The organism is Marinifilum sp., from assembly GCF_965230805.1.
Classification (GTDB): Bacteria; Bacteroidota; Bacteroidia; order Bacteroidales; family Marinifilaceae; genus Marinifilum.
The window spans coordinates 3,287,299-3,309,674 of record NZ_OZ246019.1 but is presented as its reverse complement, the minus strand read 5'-3'; the positions used below and the strand labels follow the sequence as shown (position 1 = coordinate 3,309,674).

The 22,376-nt window shown below is 36.2% G+C and carries 13 protein-coding genes; 1 reads left to right on the top strand and 12 read right to left on the bottom strand.

Features of this window, described 5'->3' with window-relative positions:
* Positions 1-11: 11 nt before the first annotated feature.
* From ilvD to ACO05S_RS13315, 7 genes are all read right to left on the bottom strand, one after another.
* Positions 12-1,877 (bottom strand): dihydroxy-acid dehydratase, encoded by a 1,866-nt coding sequence (gene ilvD, locus ACO05S_RS13345; protein WP_421918504.1) that lies wholly within the window; start codon positions 1,875-1,877, stop codon positions 12-14.
* A gap of 720 nt (positions 1,878-2,597) precedes the next feature.
* Positions 2,598-2,972, bottom strand: a complete 375-nt coding sequence (locus tag ACO05S_RS13340; protein ID WP_421918503.1) for a NifB/NifX family molybdenum-iron cluster-binding protein — start codon at positions 2,970-2,972, stop codon at positions 2,598-2,600.
* 1,354 nt (positions 2,973-4,326) lie between these two features.
* Positions 4,327-4,821: a putative molybdenum carrier protein gene (locus tag ACO05S_RS13335; protein ID WP_421918502.1), complete on the bottom strand. Its 495-nt coding sequence runs from the start codon at positions 4,819-4,821 to the stop codon at positions 4,327-4,329.
* 842 nt (positions 4,822-5,663) lie between these two features.
* The gene (locus ACO05S_RS13330; RefSeq protein WP_421918501.1) at positions 5,664-7,841 is read right to left on the bottom strand and encodes a S9 family peptidase; all 2,178 of its coding nucleotides are present in this window, start codon (positions 7,839-7,841) and stop codon (positions 5,664-5,666) included.
* A 599-nt stretch (positions 7,842-8,440) separates the two neighbouring features.
* Positions 8,441-8,950 carry a flavodoxin gene (locus tag ACO05S_RS13325; RefSeq protein ID WP_421918500.1) on the bottom strand — a complete coding sequence of 170 codons (510 nt, stop codon included), beginning with the start codon at positions 8,948-8,950 and terminating at the stop codon, positions 8,441-8,443.
* An 83-nt stretch (positions 8,951-9,033) separates the two neighbouring features.
* Positions 9,034-11,124, bottom strand: a complete 2,091-nt coding sequence (locus tag ACO05S_RS13320) for an alpha-ketoacid dehydrogenase subunit alpha/beta (protein WP_421918499.1) — start codon at positions 11,122-11,124, stop codon at positions 9,034-9,036.
* 2 nt (positions 11,125-11,126) lie between these two features.
* Positions 11,127-12,422: a dihydrolipoamide acetyltransferase family protein gene (locus tag ACO05S_RS13315; RefSeq protein WP_421918498.1), complete on the bottom strand. Its 1,296-nt coding sequence runs from the start codon at positions 12,420-12,422 to the stop codon at positions 11,127-11,129.
* A gap of 391 nt (positions 12,423-12,813) precedes the next feature.
* On the opposite strand from ACO05S_RS13315, the gene ACO05S_RS13310 reads away from it, so the two are divergent.
* Positions 12,814-13,197 carry an SRPBCC domain-containing protein gene (locus ACO05S_RS13310; RefSeq protein ID WP_421918497.1) on the top strand — a complete coding sequence of 128 codons (384 nt, stop codon included), beginning with the start codon at positions 12,814-12,816 and terminating at the stop codon, positions 13,195-13,197.
* 96 nt (positions 13,198-13,293) lie between these two features.
* Here ACO05S_RS13310 and ACO05S_RS13305 read toward each other — a convergent pair whose 3' ends face one another.
* The 5 genes from ACO05S_RS13305 to ACO05S_RS13285 form a co-directional block, all read right to left on the bottom strand.
* The gene (locus ACO05S_RS13305) at positions 13,294-13,521 is read right to left on the bottom strand and encodes an RNA-binding S4 domain-containing protein (protein ID WP_421921289.1); all 228 of its coding nucleotides are present in this window, start codon (positions 13,519-13,521) and stop codon (positions 13,294-13,296) included.
* A 44-nt stretch (positions 13,522-13,565) separates the two neighbouring features.
* A complete protein-coding gene (locus ACO05S_RS13300; protein ID WP_421918496.1) occupies positions 13,566-14,798 on the bottom strand; it encodes a nucleoside recognition domain-containing protein in 1,233 nt (410 codons plus the stop codon).
* A 30-nt stretch (positions 14,799-14,828) separates the two neighbouring features.
* Positions 14,829-18,509: a hypothetical protein gene (locus ACO05S_RS13295; protein WP_421918495.1), complete on the bottom strand. Its 3,681-nt coding sequence runs from the start codon at positions 18,507-18,509 to the stop codon at positions 14,829-14,831.
* A gap of 334 nt (positions 18,510-18,843) precedes the next feature.
* Positions 18,844-21,396 (bottom strand): NACHT domain-containing protein, encoded by a 2,553-nt coding sequence (locus ACO05S_RS13290; RefSeq protein ID WP_421918494.1) that lies wholly within the window; start codon positions 21,394-21,396, stop codon positions 18,844-18,846.
* Positions 21,397-21,548: 152 nt separating this feature from the next.
* A complete protein-coding gene (locus tag ACO05S_RS13285) occupies positions 21,549-22,331 on the bottom strand; it encodes a LytR/AlgR family response regulator transcription factor (protein ID WP_421918493.1) in 783 nt (260 codons plus the stop codon).
* Between the last annotated feature and the right edge of the window lie 45 nt (positions 22,332-22,376).

Sequence of the window (22,376 nt, the reverse complement as noted above, 5' to 3'; positions counted from 1 at the left end):
TTTTTTGCATGCTACAATTGACGTATTGCTCCTTTATCTGCCGAAGAGACTAATTTTGCATATGCCTGAAGGGCTTTCGAAACTACTCGTCCTCGTCCTCGGGGCGTGTATGCCTCTTTTCCAAAACTCTCCTCTTCCTTTCTTCTCTTTTCTAGTTCTTCATCCGAAATACAGACATTAATACTTCTGTTTGGAATACTTATTTCGATTTGATCATCATCTTTAATGAGAGCTATTGCTCCTCCAGCTCTTGCCTCTGGCGATACATGTCCGATCGACAAGCCTGAAGTCCCGCCTGAAAATCTTCCATCTGTAATCAAAGCACACTTGGCTCCTAATCCCATTGATTTCAGATATGAGGTTGGATAAAGCATTTCTTGCATTCCTGGTCCTCCCGATGGTCCTTCATAGCGAATGATCACCACATCTCCAGCATTTACTTTTTTGGTAAGAATGGCTTCACAAGCATCTCTTTGCGATTGATACACTTTGGCTGTTCCTTTAAAATTAAACACCTCTTCGGCTACTCCCGCAGTTTTAACTACGCAACCATCCGGAGCAATATTTCCGAATAAAACAGCTAATCCTCCATCTTGAGAGTAAGCATTCTCCATGCTTCGGATACAGCCATTTTCCCTGTCCTTGTCCAAATCGGCATATACTTCGTTCTGAGAAGCAAAACTCAAATTTCTTCCACGCTTACCCGGACTTGAATGATAGTTTGACATTGCTTTATCGCTTACAGTTTTTGAACATAGATTGTACTCATCCAAAGCGGCTTGTAGGTTTGGATAATCAACACGCCCAACATTAGTATTCAACAATCCACCTTCTGCCAATTCGCCCAGAATACTCATAATTCCACCAGCGCGATTCACATCTTCGATATAATACTTGTCAGAATTTGGTGCTACCTTACACAAGTTTGGCGTTTTGCGAGATAGCTCATCCATATCCTTCATTGTGAATTCAACACCTGCCTCGCTGGCAATTGCTAACAAATGCAGAACTGTGTTGGTCGAACCTCCCATTGCAATATCTAATGTCATCGCATTTTTAAATGCCTCGAAAGTTGCTATTGATCTAGGCAAAACGTTTTCATCTCCATCTCGATAATATGCATTTGTAATGTTCACAACACATTCGGCCGCATCCATGAACAAACGCTTACGATTTGCATGAGTTGCCAACACAGTACCATTACCTGGTAAAGCCAATCCCAATGCTTCATTCAAACAATTCATCGAATTGGCTGTAAACATTCCGGAACATGAACCGCAAGTTGGACAAGCAGATTCTTCAATCTCCTGCAATCTTTCATCACTTACACTTTCATCACCTGCCTTTACCATTGCATCTACCAAATCCAGCTTTTCCCCTTTCGATTCACCAGCTTCCATCGGTCCTCCCGAAACGAAAACTGTTGGAATGTTTAATCTCATTGCTGCCATCATCATTCCCGGGGTAATTTTATCACAATTCGAAATACATATCATTGCATCCACTTTGTGCGCATTACAAACATACTCAACACTGTCAGCAATTACTTCGCGCGAAGGAAGAGAGTACAACATACCATCGTGTCCCATTGCAATCCCATCATCAATAGCTATGGTATTGAACTCGGCAGCAAAACAACCCGATTTCTCGATTTCTTGTTTTACCATCTGTCCCACATCCTTTAAATGAGCATGACCAGGAACAAATTGAGTAAAAGAATTTACCACAGCGATTACAGGTTTACCAAACATTTCCTGTTTCATTCCGTTGGCACGCCAAAGACTCCTGGCTCCTGCCATTCGTCGACCCTGTGTGGTTTGATTACTTCGTAATGGTTTTTTATACATTTCTGTTAATAGTTTACTTCGTTTAATCATTATTTTTGCTTGCTCTCATTTACGGGGCAAAAAAAACGCCCTTCCGTTTGGGAAGAGCGCTCATAAATTCGTTTTGCTTCGAAGTTATTGTGTTTGCAAGTCTTCCCTGATCCTCATTCTAATAATGACGATAGAAATAATAATGACGATAATGACAACATTAAATGATAACATACAATAACCTGATCAAAAAAAGCCCCTTCGTTTTGAAGAGGCTTTAAATATTTTGCAAAATTAATTTCGTTTACTTAAACATGCAAAGCCTCGTTCCGTGTCCAAATAAGGACGCGAATAATGACGTTAATAATAATAATGACATTGCTTAAACGCATGTTGTAATTTTTTTCTTGTTCTCAATTTTGTCAACGAACCCTTACAATCTATTTCGATCTGATTACGCCAACAAATCTATGTGACAAATGTATGTGAAAAAATCTTTTTTTCCCAAATCCTACGATTCCCAATTCATGATTTTTCGAAAAATACATTCTAAATAACACCTATAACGATCTGATATACTGCCGATATTATTTTTACAGTACTTTTTCGAAAATGTAAGCTTCAATTCAATTTTATCAGCCTAAACTTATTTCTCGAAAAGCTTTGCGCTGATATTCTTGAATCCCAAATAAATAAAAATTGAAGATCCAATTCCATTTTCTTCATGCATCCATGGTTTGATTCAAACAATGGCTCTCGTCAAGTTTCGCATTTTCGAGTTTAGTGATTGCATGAATGTCCATCATCTCCATGATGATGCTTACAAGTTTCTCCACTATCTTTTACCAATCCCGAAATAAATTGTTGAACCAATTCGTCGGCACCACCTGCACAACCACGAACCACTTCGATGCCATTTTGATTTAACACATTAATAGCTCCTTCGCCAATTCCTCCGGCCAACATTATTTTCACACCTGCTTGAGCCAATACCGGTGCAATATTTGATTTACAACCACAACCCTGAGGAGAGTCCATCACCTCCGATTTGACAATCTCATTTGCTTCTGAAATTGTATAAACACAATAAAATTCACAATGACCAAAATGACCATCTACTTGTTTGTTCCTTGTAACGGGTACTGCAATTTTCATATGATTTTAATTAACTCTTGTTTGTGTTTGAAAGCCTTGATGAATTTGATTTATAAAAGTATTATCATTCTATCTGTAGCACAATAAATCAAAATATAACTATCCTTTTTATCCATCCAGCCCCCCTTTATTTTATGAGAATATGCTCATTTAAAAAACCAAAAATACAAAACAATGTTAAGAGTGCAAATAATCCATTTTAATTTCAATCCCGGAAATCTCCCCTGAGGATCTATAAATTTGCAAAACATACAAAATAATCGCAGGTTGGCTTCCTTGCATATGCAAGATCATCAAGCAATAAGTCCCATGATCCTCTTGAACTTGCAATGTAAGCGAACTGCATGTTAAATTGGATCAATTGCATTAGGAAATTATTGCACTAACGGACAAATTATCGTCCCATTCACGATTGAAGAACCTTACTGCACAATTAAATGTTCAAATACCAATTTTACTATACATAAGTCTTAAGTTATTTTGAGAATTTTAAGTGTGGTCAAGGCAAAAAAAAGAGCTCCCAAACCGAGAGCTCCCAAACAACAACAATAACCTAAACTAATGAATTCATCTGAGTTCAATTTTCAGACATCAGTACTTTGCAAATGTCGTTTTTCTTTTCTCTAATAATGTTCGTTTAGTATGAAATCTGTTTTAAGTTTACATTTACAATTAATTCAATAAGTTACACCGGTTTTATTATAAAATGAGTCTTAAAATATTCTGAGAGTTTTGAGTTAATTTAACGTGAGTTCGACGTAAAATTCTATCCATAGAAAGTTATATTTGGGATAGATTTGCATTAAAAATTTGGAAAGAATAGCGTGCTATTTTGAGGAATTTTTAATGTGAAGATGTCGTAAAGAGAACTTTCCATTATGTGTTTGCCTGCTTTCAGCATAAATTTCCTCAAATCTTCTTGAAATATCCCGATATTCCTTCGAAAATTTCTACTCAAAAGCAGATCAAACTGTGAATGAATTTTACGTCGAACTTAGGTTAATTTAAGGAATAAGACAGAGTCATAGTAATAGCTAGTGTAAAGAATGCTAATTCCCCGAACTAATTTTTTGACCTATTTTCCTTTCTACTGCGTTAAGCTTTTTCGCCGTAGCTACGGCTATACCTGTAAACCTTGCCTTGTAAAAAGAAAAATATTTTCAAAAACTTTAATTCGTTTTATTAACACTCTTCACACTAGCTTGATTTTTTTTAGGAAGAATAAACTCAAACGAACAATAGAAGGAGACTTTTTTCTGTTTGTGATTTGATCCATTTGCCGGATGGAAGCCACAAGATCAAAATAATCATTTGCGTGCATGTTAATAATTATTCTAAAGTGCTTGTTTCATGATCAAGCCTTATTAGAAAACACAGTTTGCAAAAGGACTTTGACAGCATCCTGAATTCCTGGTAAATTCGACTCACTCGGTCCTGCTAAATTGAGTATTAATGGCTTGTGCTCATCCAACCACTTTTGAATAGTTTGTTTGCTCTCCTTTTCGTATGGATCACAAATCAAATAAGCTTTATTTATGGCCAAACAGCAATCAATGGTCCATTTCGTTCCCGGATCAAGAAGATGTGTATGAGGCATCAAAATTAGTGTGGCATCCGAGTCTCGCACATTCCATTCGGTTCGAAGGGAACGAGGAACATGAGTTGCGGTATTGCTTCGCTCATACGGACTTTCGTTTAAATCAAATTCCAATGGAATTATTCCATCCTCGGCCTCTCGATTGGGCGGACACCATCCTCCAATGGCAATTCCCAATCTCCTTGCTGCCTGCAAAGCACCACGATCAACTCCTGTTTGACCTCCTGATATGATTTGTTTGGGGGTGTGCATCTCTATCTGTGAATTGACTTTTTACGTATGCATTAGCAGCAGGGTTTAGGTTTTCGTGTTTTACTTTTTGATCCGTTTTATACTTTCGAAGGTTGCATCCTTCTTTTCCATTCTTAATACATACCTCCCGCTTACCAAATTTGAAGTATCCTAATATTCAGATACACGATCAACTACAATTATCTCCATCAACCGACATAAGCATGTTATTTCTTGTACTTTTTGCATTTACACCTGAGCTTTTTACGTAAAAACCTGATCTTTTAACGTGATTAGCTAAGGTTTGAACGTTAAAAGCTAAGGTTTGAGCGTTTACGGCTGAGGTTTGAGCGTTTACGGCTGAGGTTTGAGCGTTTCTACCTGAACTTTGAACGTGAAAAGCTCAACTTTTAATGAAAACCCATGCTTTCCTTACCTCAAAGGACAGCAAAAAACATCAAAACTTAAGCTTGTAACATTAAAACCTGAGCTTTGAGCATTAAAAAGACAAGCTGTAACGTAAAAACCTGAACTTTTAATGTTACAAGCTTAAGCATTAAGGTTGCACGCTCAGCTTATCACGTTAAAAGATCAGGTTTTTACGTTAAATGTTGAACTTTTTATGCCAATCTATTCACATTCACCATACATTTTATGCGTATCAATCAATTTAATTTTCCTGAATACAAACAAACATGGCATGATATAGGATATCATTAAACAATTCAATACTTACTCCCATTTCTGTTTATAATCGTTTCTTAACAAAACGGGTATAAATCATTCTTTCTCTGTGTTCCTTAATTGTTCTCTGTGGTAAATGGAATAACGAATATTAAATCAATGAAAATACAAATTTACTGCTACAAATTTTCCTTTAAAAAATCCACCATTTTGGTAAACAGGTGCAATCTAGTTTGACCACCATATATGCCATGATTGCGATTGGTATACAAATGCATGTCGAATTTTTTATTGTGTTGTACCAACACCTCTGCCAGTTCCAATGTGTTTTGTACGTGAACATTATCATCCGAAGTTCCGTGTATCAGCAAGAATTTTCCTTTTAACTGATCCGCAAAATGAATAGGTGCATAATTGTCGTATCCTTCAGGATTCTCTTGTGGAGTTCGAAGGTAGCGCTCCGAATAAATGCTATCGTAATAGCGATATGTTGTTACCGGAGCAACAGCTATGCCTGCAGCAAATACATCTGCTCCACGAAACATGCATAGCGATGACATCTGACCGCCAAAGCTCCAACCATACACTCCTATTTTATCGGCTGCAATAAATGCTTGTTTGGCCATATATTTGCCTGTCTCTATTAAGTCGATTGCTTCCAGATTCTGAATTTGCATGTAAGTACATTTTTTGAATGCTTCTCCGCGTCCTCCAGTTCCCCGGTTGTCAACAACAACGACAACAAATCCTTCCTGAGCTAAATATTCCAACCAATCGAATCTATATCTATCAAGAACTTGCTGAGAGCCTGGTCCACCATAAAAATGCAGTAATGCAGGATACTCTTTGGTTTCATCAAAACCAATTGGCTTCATCATCCATGCATTCAATTTTACACCTTCCGAAGTTTCAAATGAGAAGAACTCACGTTTTGGAATCTCATACTCTTGCAATTTCTTCCTTAAGTCCTTATTGTCTTCCAAAGTGCGAATCAGCCTTCCTTTGGCGTTGTGCAGCGTAACTATTGTAGGCACTCCGTTTGCCGAATAGTAATTGATAAAGTATTTGAATCCTTTACTAAAGTTTGCCGAGTTGGTTCCTACTTGCTTACTCAACTTCTGAGTTTTCTTGCCTTTGATATCGATGGAATAAATTTCTCTTTGCAAAGGACTTAGGGCAGCGGCCTGATAGTAAAACAGTTTCTTTTCCTCATCAAAACCCAGATACTTGCTTACCTCCCAATCGCCTTTTGTAATTTGACGTACAAGTTGCCCTTTCATATCGTATAAATAAACATGGTTAAAACCAGATTTTTCACTTGTTATAATAAAGTGTTGATTATCCTTTAGGAAAGTCAAATCATCGTTTACATCAATCCAGGCTTTGTTCTTCTCTTCATACAAAAGATGAGTTTTACCTGATTTTGCATCTGCCAATAACAATTCGTAATGATTCTGGTGACGATTCATCCTTACTACACTTAAAACTTTTGGATCCTGCGTCCATTTGATTCTTGGTATGTACTGATCTGTTTCTTCTCCCACATCGATGGTAGATGTTTTTTTACTCTCCAAATCATACACATGAACACTAACTACAGAATTCTCTTCGCCTGCTTTCGGATATTTAAACGTGTGGTTTTCAGGATACAGTGCATTCTCTTTCTTTTCAGGATTCAAGCCTTTAAAAACAGTCATATTAAACTGCTTTACCTTGCTCTCGTCAAATCGCATATAGGCAATTCGTTTTCCATCCGGCGACCATTGAAATGCTTGCCAGAAAGCAAACTCCTCTTCGTAAACCCAATCGGGTGCACCATTAATGATATGATTGTATTTTCCATCGAAGGTAAACTGTGTTTCTTTACCCGATTTCAAATCTTTCACAAACAAATTGTTCTTTCTAAAAAAGCAAACCATATCTCCCGATGGAGAAAAATCGGCTAACTGTTGTCTTCCCTCTGATAGTTTCTCAAGTTTCTTATTATCTCGATTGTACACAAAAAACTCAGCCGAAAAAGAATGACGATAAATGTTCTGTCGCTTGGTCGTGATTAATATCTTTCGCTCATCTGCCGAGAACTGGTATCCGTCAATTCTTTTCAATTTATCTGTTCCAATATCCGATAAGTTAAAAATACTTTGCTCAAACTCTCCATTTGCATAGGCAAACTGCTCTATTTTAGTTCCGTATTTTAAAAGTGTATAACTTTCTCCATTGTTCATCGATCGCAAAGCATATACCGAACGAGCTCTAAATGTTCCTTTGTTGGTAATATCTTCAAGCGTAAAGCTCTTTTGCGCATGAATGCTTGTTATGCACAAAAAAGAAATCAAAATCAGTACTAATTTTTTCATTTTTTATTATTGATTCTTTAAAACAATACTCGCTACTTAAAATGTTCTAAGCACGAATTCTTGTTTGTTAACAGTAGATAAAAAGTAATTATAAGTGGAGATTAGAGATTTGATTATCAAAACCTCTAATACGAGATGCTAGAATCATTCTGATTCAACAAATCCAGCATTCGTACAGACCTTTATAGGATCTATTTTGTAGTATGAGATTATTCTGTTGCATTGATTCAGGTAAAGCTATGAATTTTTGAGCATTATAGATTCTGCTGCTTTTCGCTGTTGCGGATTTATAATGATTCTAATTAATTTTTTTATTCTTCTTTTACGATTTCTTCTATTGCAGACAAAATCATTTGTTCCGATTCAATTTCACCCAATAGTGGTTCATGCTTGTTGGTACAAATCTTCACTGGAATAGTACCTCCATGGAGCTCTTGCCTATGGGATTCTATATTTGTTTTGATATTTGTTCGTTTTCATATGCAGATTTGAATCAATGACTTGCAATTTAATGAATGGATACGGCATAAAAAAAATAGAGACGCACGGCGACCGTACGTCTCTACTAACAATTACATGAATTGCTTTCTGTAATCTGCTTATTTAAACTCTGTTTTTAATTGTTCAACCCAATCTTTAATTCTGTCATCGGTCAATGCAGCCTGGTTTTCTATATCAAGAGCCAAACCCAAGAATTTATCATCGCGCAGAGCGGCTGATCTTTCAAAAGTAAAGCCTTCGGTAGATGTTAATCCAATTACCTTTGCACCTCTTTCTTCAAGAGCTTTGGCAAGAATTCCAATTGCATCAACAAAATTCTCAGGATATCCAAGCTGATCTCCTAAACCGAAAAGAGCCACGGTTTTGCCTTTCAATGCCAAATCTTCAATGGCAGGCATAAACTCATCCCAATAGTTTGGCAACTCACCGTCGAACCATGTAGGAACTCCCAAAACCATATTGTCATAGCTAAGAAAAGTTTCCTCATCTATTTCTTCAACATTTACATTTTCGACCTCTACAGAATCGTTAAATGCCTTTTTTATCTTCTCAGCATTCTTAGCTGTTTTATTTGTATTGAAACTATAGAATAATCCTATTTTTTTCATTGTTATTTAGATTTGAGATATAAGAAATGAGATATAAGACAAGAAGATTAAGAAATCTAAACTCTCATATCTAACATCTAATTTTAATATTCCAACAGATTTTTAACTCCTGCATATATCTTATCGTTGTTAGGGAGAATGGCTCTTTCCAAAATTCGATTGAATCCTACCGGTGTAAATGTTGAACCCACTCTCTTCACAGGAGCATCCAATTTTTCAAACGCTTCTTCGGTAATCATTGCTGAGATTTCGGCTCCAAAACCTGAAAACACCTTGTCCTCATGAACCACAAGAACCTTATTTGTTTTTTCAACCGATTTTAATATGGTTTCCTTATCCAAAGGAATTAATGAACGCAAGTCAATTACTTCAATCTGCTTGCCTGTTTCTTCAGCAAACTTATCAGCTACCTCAACACACATGTGGGTGGTATTACCGTAAGTAATAATGGTTAAATCAGCACCTGCTCTTCTAATACGCGCTTTGCCAAATGGCACCTCAAAATCTTCGGGAACCGGTGTAGCTGCTTTCGGATCGTTGTACAATGCCTTTGGTTCCATGAATACAGTCATTCCTTTCGAACGCATGCTTGTTCTCATCAAACCTGCAGCATCATCGGCATAGGATGGATAAACAATTCTAACTCCCGGTAAAGTTGTAAGCGCTCCCTCAATGTTTTGCGAATGATACAATCCTCCTCCGATGTAACCACCTGAGGCCAAACGGACGGTAATATTTGGCGAGAACTGACCTTTAGATCTCCAGTAATCGTGGGTAGTATCCACAAACTGTTCCATTGCCGGCCAGAAATAATCTGCAAACTCAGCTCCTTCAACCACAACTCTGATTTTATCGTTGAAACGACTCATACCATTGGCTGTTCCCATAATAAAATCCTCAGCAATCGGAGCATTAAAGACTCTTTCTTTTCCGAACTCCTGCTGCATGCCTTTCGAAACGTTAAAGATTCCTCCTTTGTCCTTGTTGGCGATATCCTGTCCCCAAATGTAAGTATCAGGGTTGTGACGGAATTCTGCTTTCAGAGTTTCATTCAATCCTTCAATCAGTTTCTTTTCATTTCCGGTATAATCATGTGTACCTTCCGGATATTTTTCGGACACATAAGCTTCGGGCAATACAAAATCATGGATGGATTCCGGATCAGGATCTGGTGCAGTTAATCCTGCTTTGTGCGCTTTTTTTACCTCAAGCTTAACTTCTTCCTCAATAGCCTGAAGTTCCTCCTCGGTAAATCGATCGTAACGAATCAGCAATCTGCGATATTTTGCCAATGGGTCATACTCCTGCACATAGTTCAATTCAGCATTGTCGCGGTACAATTCATGACGATCTGAATTGGAATGAGATCCCATTCTTACACAGTTAGCCTGAACAATTACCGGAATTGAATTTGCCAGTGCATACTCCTTTGCTTCCAACATGGCGTTCATCGAATCGAATACATCTTTTCCATTGCAATGGATAATTTTCAGGTATTTCATTCCACGAAAGTTATCAGCCACCTTTCGGTTTGCTGTCTGATCTTTCTTAGGTACCGAAATCCCGTAACCATTGTCCTGAAATACAAAAACTACAGGCAACTGTTCGTTGGTTGCTCCGTTAATTGCCTCGTAAACATAGCCTTCCGAAACTGAAGATTCTCCTTGCGAACTAAATACTACACCATTGTGCTTGTACCTTTTCATGGCACGTCCAACTCCTACTGCGTGCAGAGTATGGTTTCCTGTACAAGAAGAAACATTGTGAATGTTCCATTCGGGTTTCGCAAAGTGATTCGACATGTGTCGTCCACCACCAGCAACATCGGTATCTTTCGAAATTCCATTAAAGATTACCTCTTCGGCTGTTAATCCCGCTGATATTGAGGTAAGCATATCTCTGTAATAAGGGAATAGGTGATCTGTTTCCTTATTAAACATCTGACCAATTGCCAACTGGATGCCATCATGTCCGGCATAAGGCGCATGGTACGACCAGCCAATTGCCTGCTTCAAATAGTTCGGTGCTTTCTCGTCTAATGCTCGTCCAAGAGTCATTAAATGATACCAACGCCCCAACAATTCTTTGGAAGTTCTTTTAATACTATACTTTTTTTTCTCGGTCATATTCTTATTCTTTTCTCTCTCAACGGAGTTTAGTTCTAATGTTTCCATAATTAAATCGATCTGTTGATATCAAATTCTTCAAGATAATCTGCAATTTTTCTGAGGAACGCCCCTCCTAATGCTCCATCTACAACTCTATGGTCGTAGGATAAAGAGAGGAACATTTTCTGACGAGGAACAATAACATCGCCTGCAGGAGTTTCCATTACGGCCGGTTTCTTTTCAATGGTTCCAACCGCCAGTATGGCAACTTGTGGCTGGTTAATAATTGGTGTACCCATAACATTTTTGAATGAACCAAAGTTTGAAATGGTAAATGTTCCTCCTTGAATATCATCCGGGTTCAACTTGTTGTTTCTTGCATCGTCAGCCAATTTATTCATGTTGTTGGCTAAGCCAATCAAATTTTTGTGATCGGCATTCTTTACAACCGGCACGATCAAATTATTACTTGGCAATGCAACTGCAACTCCGATGTTGATATCTTTTTTCAGAATGATATTGTACCCGTCAACCGAAGCATTAACTCCCGGGAACTCACGCAATGATTTTGCCACTGCCTCAATGATAATTGGCATAAAGGTTAGCTTGGTATTCTCTTTCTTAAAGAATTCATCCTTCACCTTATTTCTCCAATTTACCATATCGGTTACATCTGCCTCTACCATTGCAGTAACGTGAGGAGAAGTTTGCTTAGACATTACCATATGATCAGCAATAATCCTTCTCATACGATCCATTTCCACAATCTGATCTTGCGCTCCGATAGACATTGAAACGCTTGGTTTTTCAACTTCTTGTTTCTCAACTTGTGCAGTGCTTGCAGCTTTTTCAACAGGAGCAACTATCGATCCATTTCTTTGCGACAAGTAATTTAATACATCTTGCTTTTGAACTCTACCATCTTTCCCATGTCCTTGAATTGAATCCAGTTCCTGAATTGATATGTTTTCATTTCTGGCAATACTCTTCACCAATGGAGAATAGAATCTACCGCTTAGCGATTTAAGATCGTCTGCAACTTCCGATACCACTGGTTCTTCAGATGAAGCCTCATGCTCCACACTTTCTTCTGCAACAGGATTTTCTGTTACATCCTCAACATCACCCATAGCAATAACCGCAACAACTTCGCCAACAGGCACCAAATCATCCTCTTTGAATCGGACTTCAACAATTTTTCCTTCTACAGGAGATGGTATTTCAGAATCCACCTTGTCTGTTGCAATTTCAAAAAGCACATCATCTTCTTCAACCTGATCGTTTAGTTTTACGAACATTTTTGTGATAGTAGCCTCTTGCACACTCTCACCCATTTTGGGCATTAGAATTTCAAAGCTAGACATATAACTTATGTTTTAATATTTATACTCATATTTAAATGTATCGATACAAAGATAAAATTTTATTCTTATTTAGATTTGTTTCAAATTGATTATTTTGTCATCTCCACATTGCATTTTTTTATCAGCATATCGATTTTATAAAACTGCCTTTATTATCTAATCTTACTACTCAATTGTAAAGAGGGTGTCCCTATAGTAAAAAGCTAATGTTATTCCTAGAAAACCAAGAATTTCTAAATTCTGAATCAGATGTTTCACTTTGTTCAACATGACCCTAAATGATATACTTACTTTTGAGACACCCTCTTGTAAGTATTCTTTAATTTAATACAATTAACTAAAGGAATTGTTAGCATTTTGATATAATTTTGTGTTAAGAAATCAAGATCTCATGAAAGAATTTACCTATCAGTTTACAATTAGTGCAAGTCAGGAAGAAGTATACAATGCTTTAACCAACTCATTTCAAATTGAACTTTGGACCGGATATCCTGCTACAATGAACGATAAAGTTGGAACCATCTTCTCATTGTGGGAAGGCGATATTTCTGGTTGCAATCTGGAAATGCTTAAAGATTATAAAATTGTTCAGGAGTGGTTTTTCGGCGAAACGGAACATCCGTCAATCGTTACCATACTTTTGAAAAAGGCAGGAAAAGACACACGTATCGAATTAAGCCATACAAATATTCCTGATGATGATTACGAAGAAATTGTGGAAGGTTGGAAGGAGTTTTATCTGAATTCGGTTAAAAACTTTCTTGAATTCTATTAAGAAGATTATACTACTTAAAGTGCATAAAGGCCTTTAGACAAAGAAAGCGCAAGAACTTAATCATTCTTGCGCTTTCTTTTGATATCGATTTATCCTTTATTCTACGATAATAAGCTCATCAAATATTTCGATTTTATCACCGGGACGAATCTTGGCTCTTTTTCTTGTTTCCACTTCCCCATTGCGAAGAACAATTCCATCTTCTACAAATGTTTTTGCTTGTGCACCACTCTCGCTTAGGCTAGTTGCTTTTAAAAGCTTAATGAGTTCGATATATTCTGTATCTATTTTAAATGTAATCATGTTTTTAGTTAATGTGTGAATTTGTAAATATGAATGAGTTTATTCTCACTCAACAAAGTACAATTCTAATGAAAAAAAAAATATGCAATAAATATAGCGGCAATAATTCCGGCAAAATCAGCAATTAAACCACAGGTTACAGCATAACGTGTATTCTTTATTCCAACAGCACCAAAATAAACTGCAATTATATAGAATGTAGTATCGGTTGCGCCTTGAAGGGTCGAGGCCAATCTTCCCACAAAGCTATCTGCTCCATGTGTGGTCATTGCATCTACCATCATTCCGCGAGCTCCACTACCACTTAAAGGTTTCATAATCGCTGTAGGCAGGGCTTCCACAAAATCAGGATCTACCGAAAGCAACATGCAAAGCTTGCGCATCCCTTCTACAAAAAGATCCATTGTTCCAGATGCTCTGAAAACTCCAATTGCTACTAGTATTGCAACTAAATACGGAATAATTTTAATTGCAATATTAAATCCTTCTTTGGCTCCTTCAATAAAACTCTCGTAAACATTTACTCTATTTATTGCTGCCAGTAGGATAAATGCGATAATAACCCCAAACAGAAATACATTACTTACCACTGTAGAAATGCTTGTAATCTGTTCTTTCTCAAGGCTAGAGAAATAGGCTATAATTCCAATGATAATTGCAGTTAATCCTCCAAGGTAGGCTAAGATTGTTTTATCCCACAATTTTATTTTTTGAACTACTGATACACTAATTAGACCTGCAATGGTTGAAAAATAGGTAGCCAGTAATATTGGAATAAATATATCCGATGGATTAGCGGCTCCCAATTGAGCACGATACACCATGATTGAAATCGGAATAATCGTCAGTCCCGAAGTATTCAATACCAAGAACATGATCTGAGCGTTGGAAGCTTTATCCTTATCTGTATTAACTTCTTGCATTTCTTTCATGGCTTTTAAACCTAGAGGTGTGGCTGCGTTATCCAAACCCAACATATTCGCAGCCAAATTCATCATGATTGATCCATGTGCGGGATGTCCTTTGGGCAATTCAGGAAACAAATTATTAAAAAAAGGTCCAATCAACCTGGAAAAAACCTTAACAATTCCTCCATTCTCTCCAATCTTCATAATCCCTAGCCATAGAGTCAAGACTCCTGTCAACCCCAAGGAAATATCAAAACCCGTTTTGGCCATACTAAAGGTGGAGTCTATCATTGCCGGAAATACATCCATATCTCCCCAGAAAATGAGTTTGATCAATCCTACAACAAAGGCAATCAGAAAGAAGAAAATAAATAGGTAGTTTAATGCCATACTGTGTTCTTAAATTAATGTGCTCCAAAATTACTTTTTACTCTGTTTAGATTGAATCATTTTTAGCTTTTCTTGTGGATAATCTTCGCCAGGTTTTATTTGCTGCGCTTTTTTATAATAAAACCTTGCAACGGTCAGGTTTCCTTTATTAAAGGCTGCATCTCCTCTTGCAATCAATTCTTTGTACTCCTTATCTGCTTTCTGATTCTTTTTCGATTGTAAAAGTTCATCAATTTTTTTCAACTGATTCTTTGGATATTTCTCCTTGCCGTTCAATCGTAAAGCCTTTTTGTAGTAGAACTTGGCAACTGCATATTGATTTGCTGACAACTCCTTGTCTCCCCGCGCAATTAACTGCTTGTACTCTTCGGACAGATCTGAAATTTTCCCTTCCTTGATCAGTTTTTCTATTTCCTTCAATTGTTTCTTAGGATAATCTCTTTCAAACATTCTCAAGGCTCTCTCATACATCACCTTCGACACGGTAAACTGAGATGACTGAAAGGCCTGATCTGCCTTTTGAATTAAATCAGCATACTCCTTTTCCTTGATAATAGAAAGTTTCTTTTCAAAGTTTGTTGGATTGGTAGCAATGGCTTCTTGCTCAGCATTTTTTAAAGCTTTCAACCTTTTTCTAATTTCATCAAGCTGATCTTTTGGATAATTCTCCTTAGGCTTAATTTCAAGAGCAGCCTTGTAGTGATGTCTGGCTACACTAAACTGTTCCTTTTTAAAGAGATCTTCCGCCTTTTCCAACTCTTCGCTATATCTTAAATTTAGTTCTTGTTCCTTTCTGCTGGCCATGGCTTGTCGCTCCATGATCACTTCAATTCTTTTGATCTGATTTTTCGGATATGATTGTTTCGGCATCAAATCTAAAGCTTCCTGATATTTTAGTAAGGCAAAATCATACTCCTCATTTCCGAACTGCTTGTCAGCAATAGCAATCAACTTTTCATAATCACGTTTTTTTGCTGATTTCTCATTCTCTTTTCTTTCTATCTCTGCCAGAATCGCTTCAATCTCATCTATTTTGCTTTGCGGATATTGCTCTTCAGGTTTAAGCTTTAAAGCCCCATAGTAATTCTTCGCAGCAAGATTCCATTTCTCTGATTCAAAATATTCGTCAGCCGCTTGAATAAGCTTTAAATATTTATTTTCATTCAATTTCTTCTGAGCCAATAATTTTTCTTGTTCCTCGGCCAATCGCGCAGCTTCATCTGCCTGTCGTTGCTGCTCTGCCAACAATTCTTCAATCTTTGCAAGCTGTGTTTTGGGATATTGCTCTTCGGATTTCAATGCCAAAGCATCAGAATAACTTGTCTTTGCTGAGCTATAATCTCCTGATTCAAATTGTGAATCTGCCAAAGAAACAATGGATGCATATTTTTCATCCAAGGCTTTCTTTTCAGCTGCCAATCGTGCAGCTTCTTCCTCTTGACGCTGGTGTTCTGCCAGCAATTCATCTATCTTTGCAAGCTGTGTTTTGGGATATTGCTCTTCGGGTTTCAATGCCAAAGCATCAGAATAACTTGTCTTTGCTGAGCTATAATCTCCTGATTCTAATTGTGAATCTGCCAAAGAAACAATGGATGCATATTTTTCATCCAAGGCTTTCTTTTCAGCTTCCAATCGTGCAGCTTCTTCCGCTTGACGCTGCTGCTCTGCCAACAATTCATCAATCTTTGCAAGCTGTGATTTTGGATATTGCTCTTCGGATTTCAATGCCAAAGCATCTGAATAGCTTTTTTTTGCTGAGCTATAATCTCCTGATTCAAATTGTGAATCTGCCAAAGAAACAATGGATGCATATTTTTCATCCAAGGCTTTCTTTTCAGCTGCCAATCGTGCAGCTTCTTCAGCCTGGCGCTGCTGTTCTGCCAACAATTCATCAATCTTTGCAAGCTGTGATTTTGGATATTGCTCTTCGGATTTCAATGCCAAAGCATCAGAATAATTTGTCTTTGCTGAGCTATAATCTCCTGATTCAAATTGTGAATCTGCCAAAGAAACAATGGATGCATATTTTTCTTCCAAGGCTTTCTTTTCAGCTGCCAATCGTGCAGCTTCTTCTGCCTGACGTTGCTGCTCTGCCAGCAATTCATCTATCTTTGCAAGCTGTGTTTTGGGATATTGCTCTTCGGATTTCAATGCCAAAGCATCTGCATAGCTTGTCTTTGCTGAAATATAATCACCTGATTCAAATTGTGAATCTGCCAAAGAAACAATGGATGCATAGTTTTCATCCAAGGCTTTCTTCTCGGCTGCCAATCGTGCTGCTTCTTCAGCCTGGTGCTGCTGTTCTGCCAACAATTCATCAATCTTTGCAAGCTGTGATTTTGGATATTGCTCTTCGGATTTCAATGCCAAAGCATCAGAATAATTTGTCTTTGCTGAGCTATAATCTCCTGATTCAAATTGTGAATCTGCCAAAGAAACAATGGATGCATATTTTTCTTCCAAGGCTTTCTTTTCAGCTGCCAATCGTGCAGCTTCTTCTGCCTGACGCTGCTGCTCTGCCAACAATTCATCAATCTTTGTAATTTGTGATTTTGGATATTCTTCTTCGGATTTCAATGCCAAAGCATCTGTATAACTTGTTTTTGCTGAACTGTAATCTCCTGATTCAAATTGTGAATCTGCCAAAGAAACAATGGATGCATATTTTTCTTCCAAGGCTTTCTTCTCGGCAGCCAATCGCGCAGCTTCTTCTGCCTGACGCTGCTGTTCTGCCAACAATTCATCTATCTTTGCAAGCTGTGTTTTGGGATATTGCTCTTCGGATTTCAATGCCAAAGCATCAGAATATATTGTCTTTGCTGAGCTATAATCTCCTGATTCAAATTGTGAATCTGCCAAAGAAACAATGGATGCATATTTTTCTTCCAAGGCTTTCTTCTCGGCAGCCAATCGCGCAGCTTCTTCTGCCTGACGCTGCTGTTCTGCCAACAATTCATCTATCTTTGCAAGCTGTGTTTTGGGATATTGCTCTTCTGGCTTAATTGTTAATGCATCACTATAAGCTAATTTTGATTCCTCATATTTCTTTTCTCTGAAACTAATGTCTCCTTTTTGAATGGCTGCCTTATACGACCTTTCTTTGGCTAAACGCTGTGCCTCCAGTTCCGCCGCTCTTTTTCTGGCCGCCTCCTCTGCCTTTCTTATGGCATCACGTATTTGTGCATCATATTCCTTATCATGATCAAAATCATCTAACTCCTTATCATACATGATCATTCCCATGGGTTGATCAAATACTGATAAATCTAATCCTTCATAGGCAGGAAAAAGAGACACCGTAAATCTAAAAGGTGGAAACTGACTGTCCCTGCTTAATACTTCTTCCGGAACAAAAGTAGAAAGACTTACTTTTTTGCTAACAAAACCTTCCTTGGAAAATTCAAAGATGTAGTCATTGCCAAAATCCAGATCGTAACTAAACTTTCCATTCTTGTCAATAAGTTTAGATTCTATTTTATTAGCATTTCGATAAATTGTTATAAAAGTATTATCAATGCTACCATTTTCAATTTTAACTCTTCCTGTAATTGAATACTTTTCTTGAGCAAAAGATGAGACATTATAAAAAATGAAAATGATTATTATATTCACCTTTATAATTGAAAGCAGACTAAATCGAGTAATATTCATATTCATGGATGATTTAAGAGCACGCCAAAGCTTACTGATCTTTTCAACGCTTTTATTCATGTACTTATTTTATTCTTGATTAGAAGTTGGTTTCTGATTTTATACCAACTTAAATAAAGATCTCAAGATTTTCTTTTGCAGTAAAATCTAAAAAATTAAAGCATATCATTCTTACGTTGCTTGTTTTAGTAGAGTTACAGAAGAAAAGATGATATTTATATGAATCATTTGGTGCTTTAATTGGTAATAATTTAGTATTAGATTATACTTTATTTGTTAATCACAAACAGCGTAAAGTTATAATTTTGAAACGTAATACGAGTATTATAAACAAAATAAAGCTGCCTGCCAATGCAAACAGCTTTATTAAATACAAGTGAATTTGTGAAGAGAGTTATACTAAAAGTGCTGCTAATGTGTAACTAGAAGCATATTTTTTAAATAATCTTGTTTCTTCTGCAATACAAATTCTTTCTTTGGTCTTTTCACCATTTTCATTGTAAAAGCATGCCATTTTCCTGTAAAGACTCATAGTACAAGAATGATAATTCGCAAATTCGCTAAGCTCTATAGCTTTATTAAAATATTCCTCAACCCTACGAATATCATTTGTTTCTGAGTAACACGTGATCAAAAATGAATTATAATATATTTGTAAGTAGTAATTCTGAGATGCATTTATCACGCTTTTACAATCTAACAAGTAGTCAACTTGTTGTTTTTCGAGATTCATTCCTAATGAATATTGAGCAAAAATTCTATAGCACTGCAATAGTCTATAGTTTGAAGACATATAATTATCATCTTCATTTTTGTATAAATGTTCTGCATCATCAACCAATTGCAAAACCTTATGGTACAATTCCATATATGTCAAGCCCATACAGAGAATTAACTCAAATTCTCCATCAATGCTACTATTTGATTGCGCATATTTTAAATATGACATTTCTCGGTAATAGAATAGTTTAAATAATTCCACATCGTCTGAATCATTACCAATAAAATGATTGTACATTAAAACAGCAGCTAGTCTGACTGAAATTGTAGAGCCCTCGCAAGATGTGTCAACATCTTCTTTAGAAAGTTCATTAAAGTAATGATCCGCTTTATCCGACTCGTAGCTAAAAATTGAAGAAATAAGCAATAAGCTCAATGATCTTATTCTTAAATTCTTTGTTGCACCATTTTTTGCAAATATCTCAAGAATAGGTTTCGAGTTGTTTTGTAGATTCAAAGTATCAGAAAAAACTTTTGAAAATATTCTTTCTGACTTTTTATTTAAAGCCAAATGCTTTATCAAATCAAGCTTGTGCTTCTCTAGGTAAAAAGGTGAGTTAAAAACAGTATCGAGTATAGATCGAGAAGACAAGGCATCATCACTTAAATCGAACAAATCCTTTAATTCCAGGTGTTTGCCACTTAAGAAAGATGATTCTAAAAGATATGAAATCAATCTATTCTTTAACTCAAACCCACTATATTCTTCATCTACTCTTTTAATCAAGTCAAAATCTACTCCTCCGTTTTCTTCAATAAGGCTAATCCCTATCAAGGTTTCGAACAAAATTTCATTTGTGATCTTAACATATTTACAATAATTATTCTTGTTATTGGTGGAAATATACTCGGTTATGATTCCAAATGATAACAATTCCTCATATGCGGAATAATAATCTCCGGCAGTTTTTAGATGAACAGGATATTTTTTTCTTAACTCAAGTTTTTTTGCAGCAGTTCCTTTCTTACCATGATTAATAAGCTCCAAAATGGCATGAAGAACATCGATCTTCTCTTCGGAAAATCTAGAATAATGAACCTTATTCTTGATGTATTCATGAATAAGTTCATAGCTCTTTTTTAGTTTATGAATTTTATTAGGAGAATAAAGTTTAATGAATAACTCAAGAAAAAAAGGATTTGAAATAACCCGTTTCTGATGAAAGGTTAAATCCTCAATGTATACATTCGGCGCATAAGTAAGGTTTAAGGTTTTATCAAATACCCTTTGAATTTCCTTTTGATTTAGCGGTTTCAAATTTGCCTCATTAATTTTATCAGCTTGATCATTCAGATCGTACCAACAATCTTTATAAGCATTTGATTGCACAACAAAAGGCAATGCAAATTTTTGCCAAGTTGTATTTCGTGAGGTGATAATAAGCTTAATTTGCTCTAAATCCTTAAAGTTTAGAACAAACTGTTTTATCTGTAAAAACAATCGTTCCAATTTCAAATTATCATAGGTGATTTCGTCCAATCCATCAATCACAAAAATTATCCTGCTCTTGCATTCTTCAGGATGCTTTAAAAAATATTTCAATGAATCTTTTTGTGCAAACTTAAATTGATCTTGTACCCAGTTTTCCATCTTAAATTCAGAATTCAGAAAACTAATCATCAAAGATGCATTCAGAAAAAGGACAACATCTTCATTTTTCCTGTTTAACCATTTTCTTTCAAACCACTTGGCAATCATTGTTGATTTCCCACATCCTCCTGGAGCAATAAAGGCCAATGCTTTTTTCTCTGAATTCAAAAAATTCTTAATCCTTTCTTCGGCTTCCAAGCGAGCTGACACAGCTTTTAATGGAATTCCGGATTGTCCTGAGATAAAGTTATAGGTATCTGTACTAAATGAGATTGCTTTGTTATAAAAATCGAACCAGTCTTGTTTAGCTTTCACCTCCTCCTTTGGTTTAGATTCCCAATAATTACAAAAATGATCCCAATCATTAAATCCCAAATAATCTGCTAAAATATTTAAAGTGTACTTTCCTGGTAGTGTTGTACTTTTTAAGAAACCATATAACCTTCTGATCGTCGTTGTACTTATTCTTCTTCCAGTTTCTTCACAGATAGTATCAGCCAAGAACCTACAATCTTTGGTATAAACTAAATCTTTCCCAAATTTTTTTAAGATTTCTAACTTCAGACACTCTATCATAATCATTTTAGATAATACTGATCACCTTGATCATACGGTCAAATTTAAGCTAGAAAGCCAACCAAGTCAATCTAAAATATACTAAAATGGCAAACAAGTTAGTAACTATGTCATTTCGATTGATATTTACGTAAATACCAAAAAATATTTTGCTACACAGAAAGGCTTACTTCATCAAAAGAAAATGCTATCTTTTTCAAGTGCTCTAAAAATTCTTTTTTCTTCCTCTCAGAAACACCAACTGAACTACCATCTTGGAATATAATCTTGCCACCTCGCCCTTTTATGTATTGTTTAACATGGTTTAAGTTAATTAGGTGCTTGTTATGTACTCTGCAAAACAATTGCTTAGGAAGCACATTTACAAAATTGGATAACGGTTTTGACACCACAATTCGCTCAGCACTTTGCAGGTAAAAATTTGTATAACAACTTTGCGCCTCACATCTAATTATTTCGTTGGCATTAACCAACCTAAAACCGAATACATCTGGTAACATTATTCGATATGAGTTCGAATTATTTAGTTCTAATAAATGATCTATTTCTTTAGTAGAATATATTAAATGTCTATTCCTAAAACGATTAACTGCAATATTGAACTCAGACTGTAAATATGGCTTACATATGCAGTGCAAGGCTGAATATTTAAAAGCTTCAATAGCAAAGTCTGATTTTTCAGTAGTAAAAATGATCTCGAATTTGTGATACCCCTCCTGATAAAATTGAATATCTTGTTCTATTATCAAGTTTGCGTTTATAACTATCAAATCAGGCTTAAATTCAATAATCAAACTCTCAAAGGAACTTAAATCAGACGAACTTTTGACAATATTTATTTCATCACTTGCTGCCTTAAGCATTTTTCCAATAGATTGGATATTTGTTTGATCATGATCAAATATAAGACAAGTGATTTTATTACTAATCTTCATAAAACAAATTATTCCCGGCCTAATAAATCAAGACCGGGAAGTTCA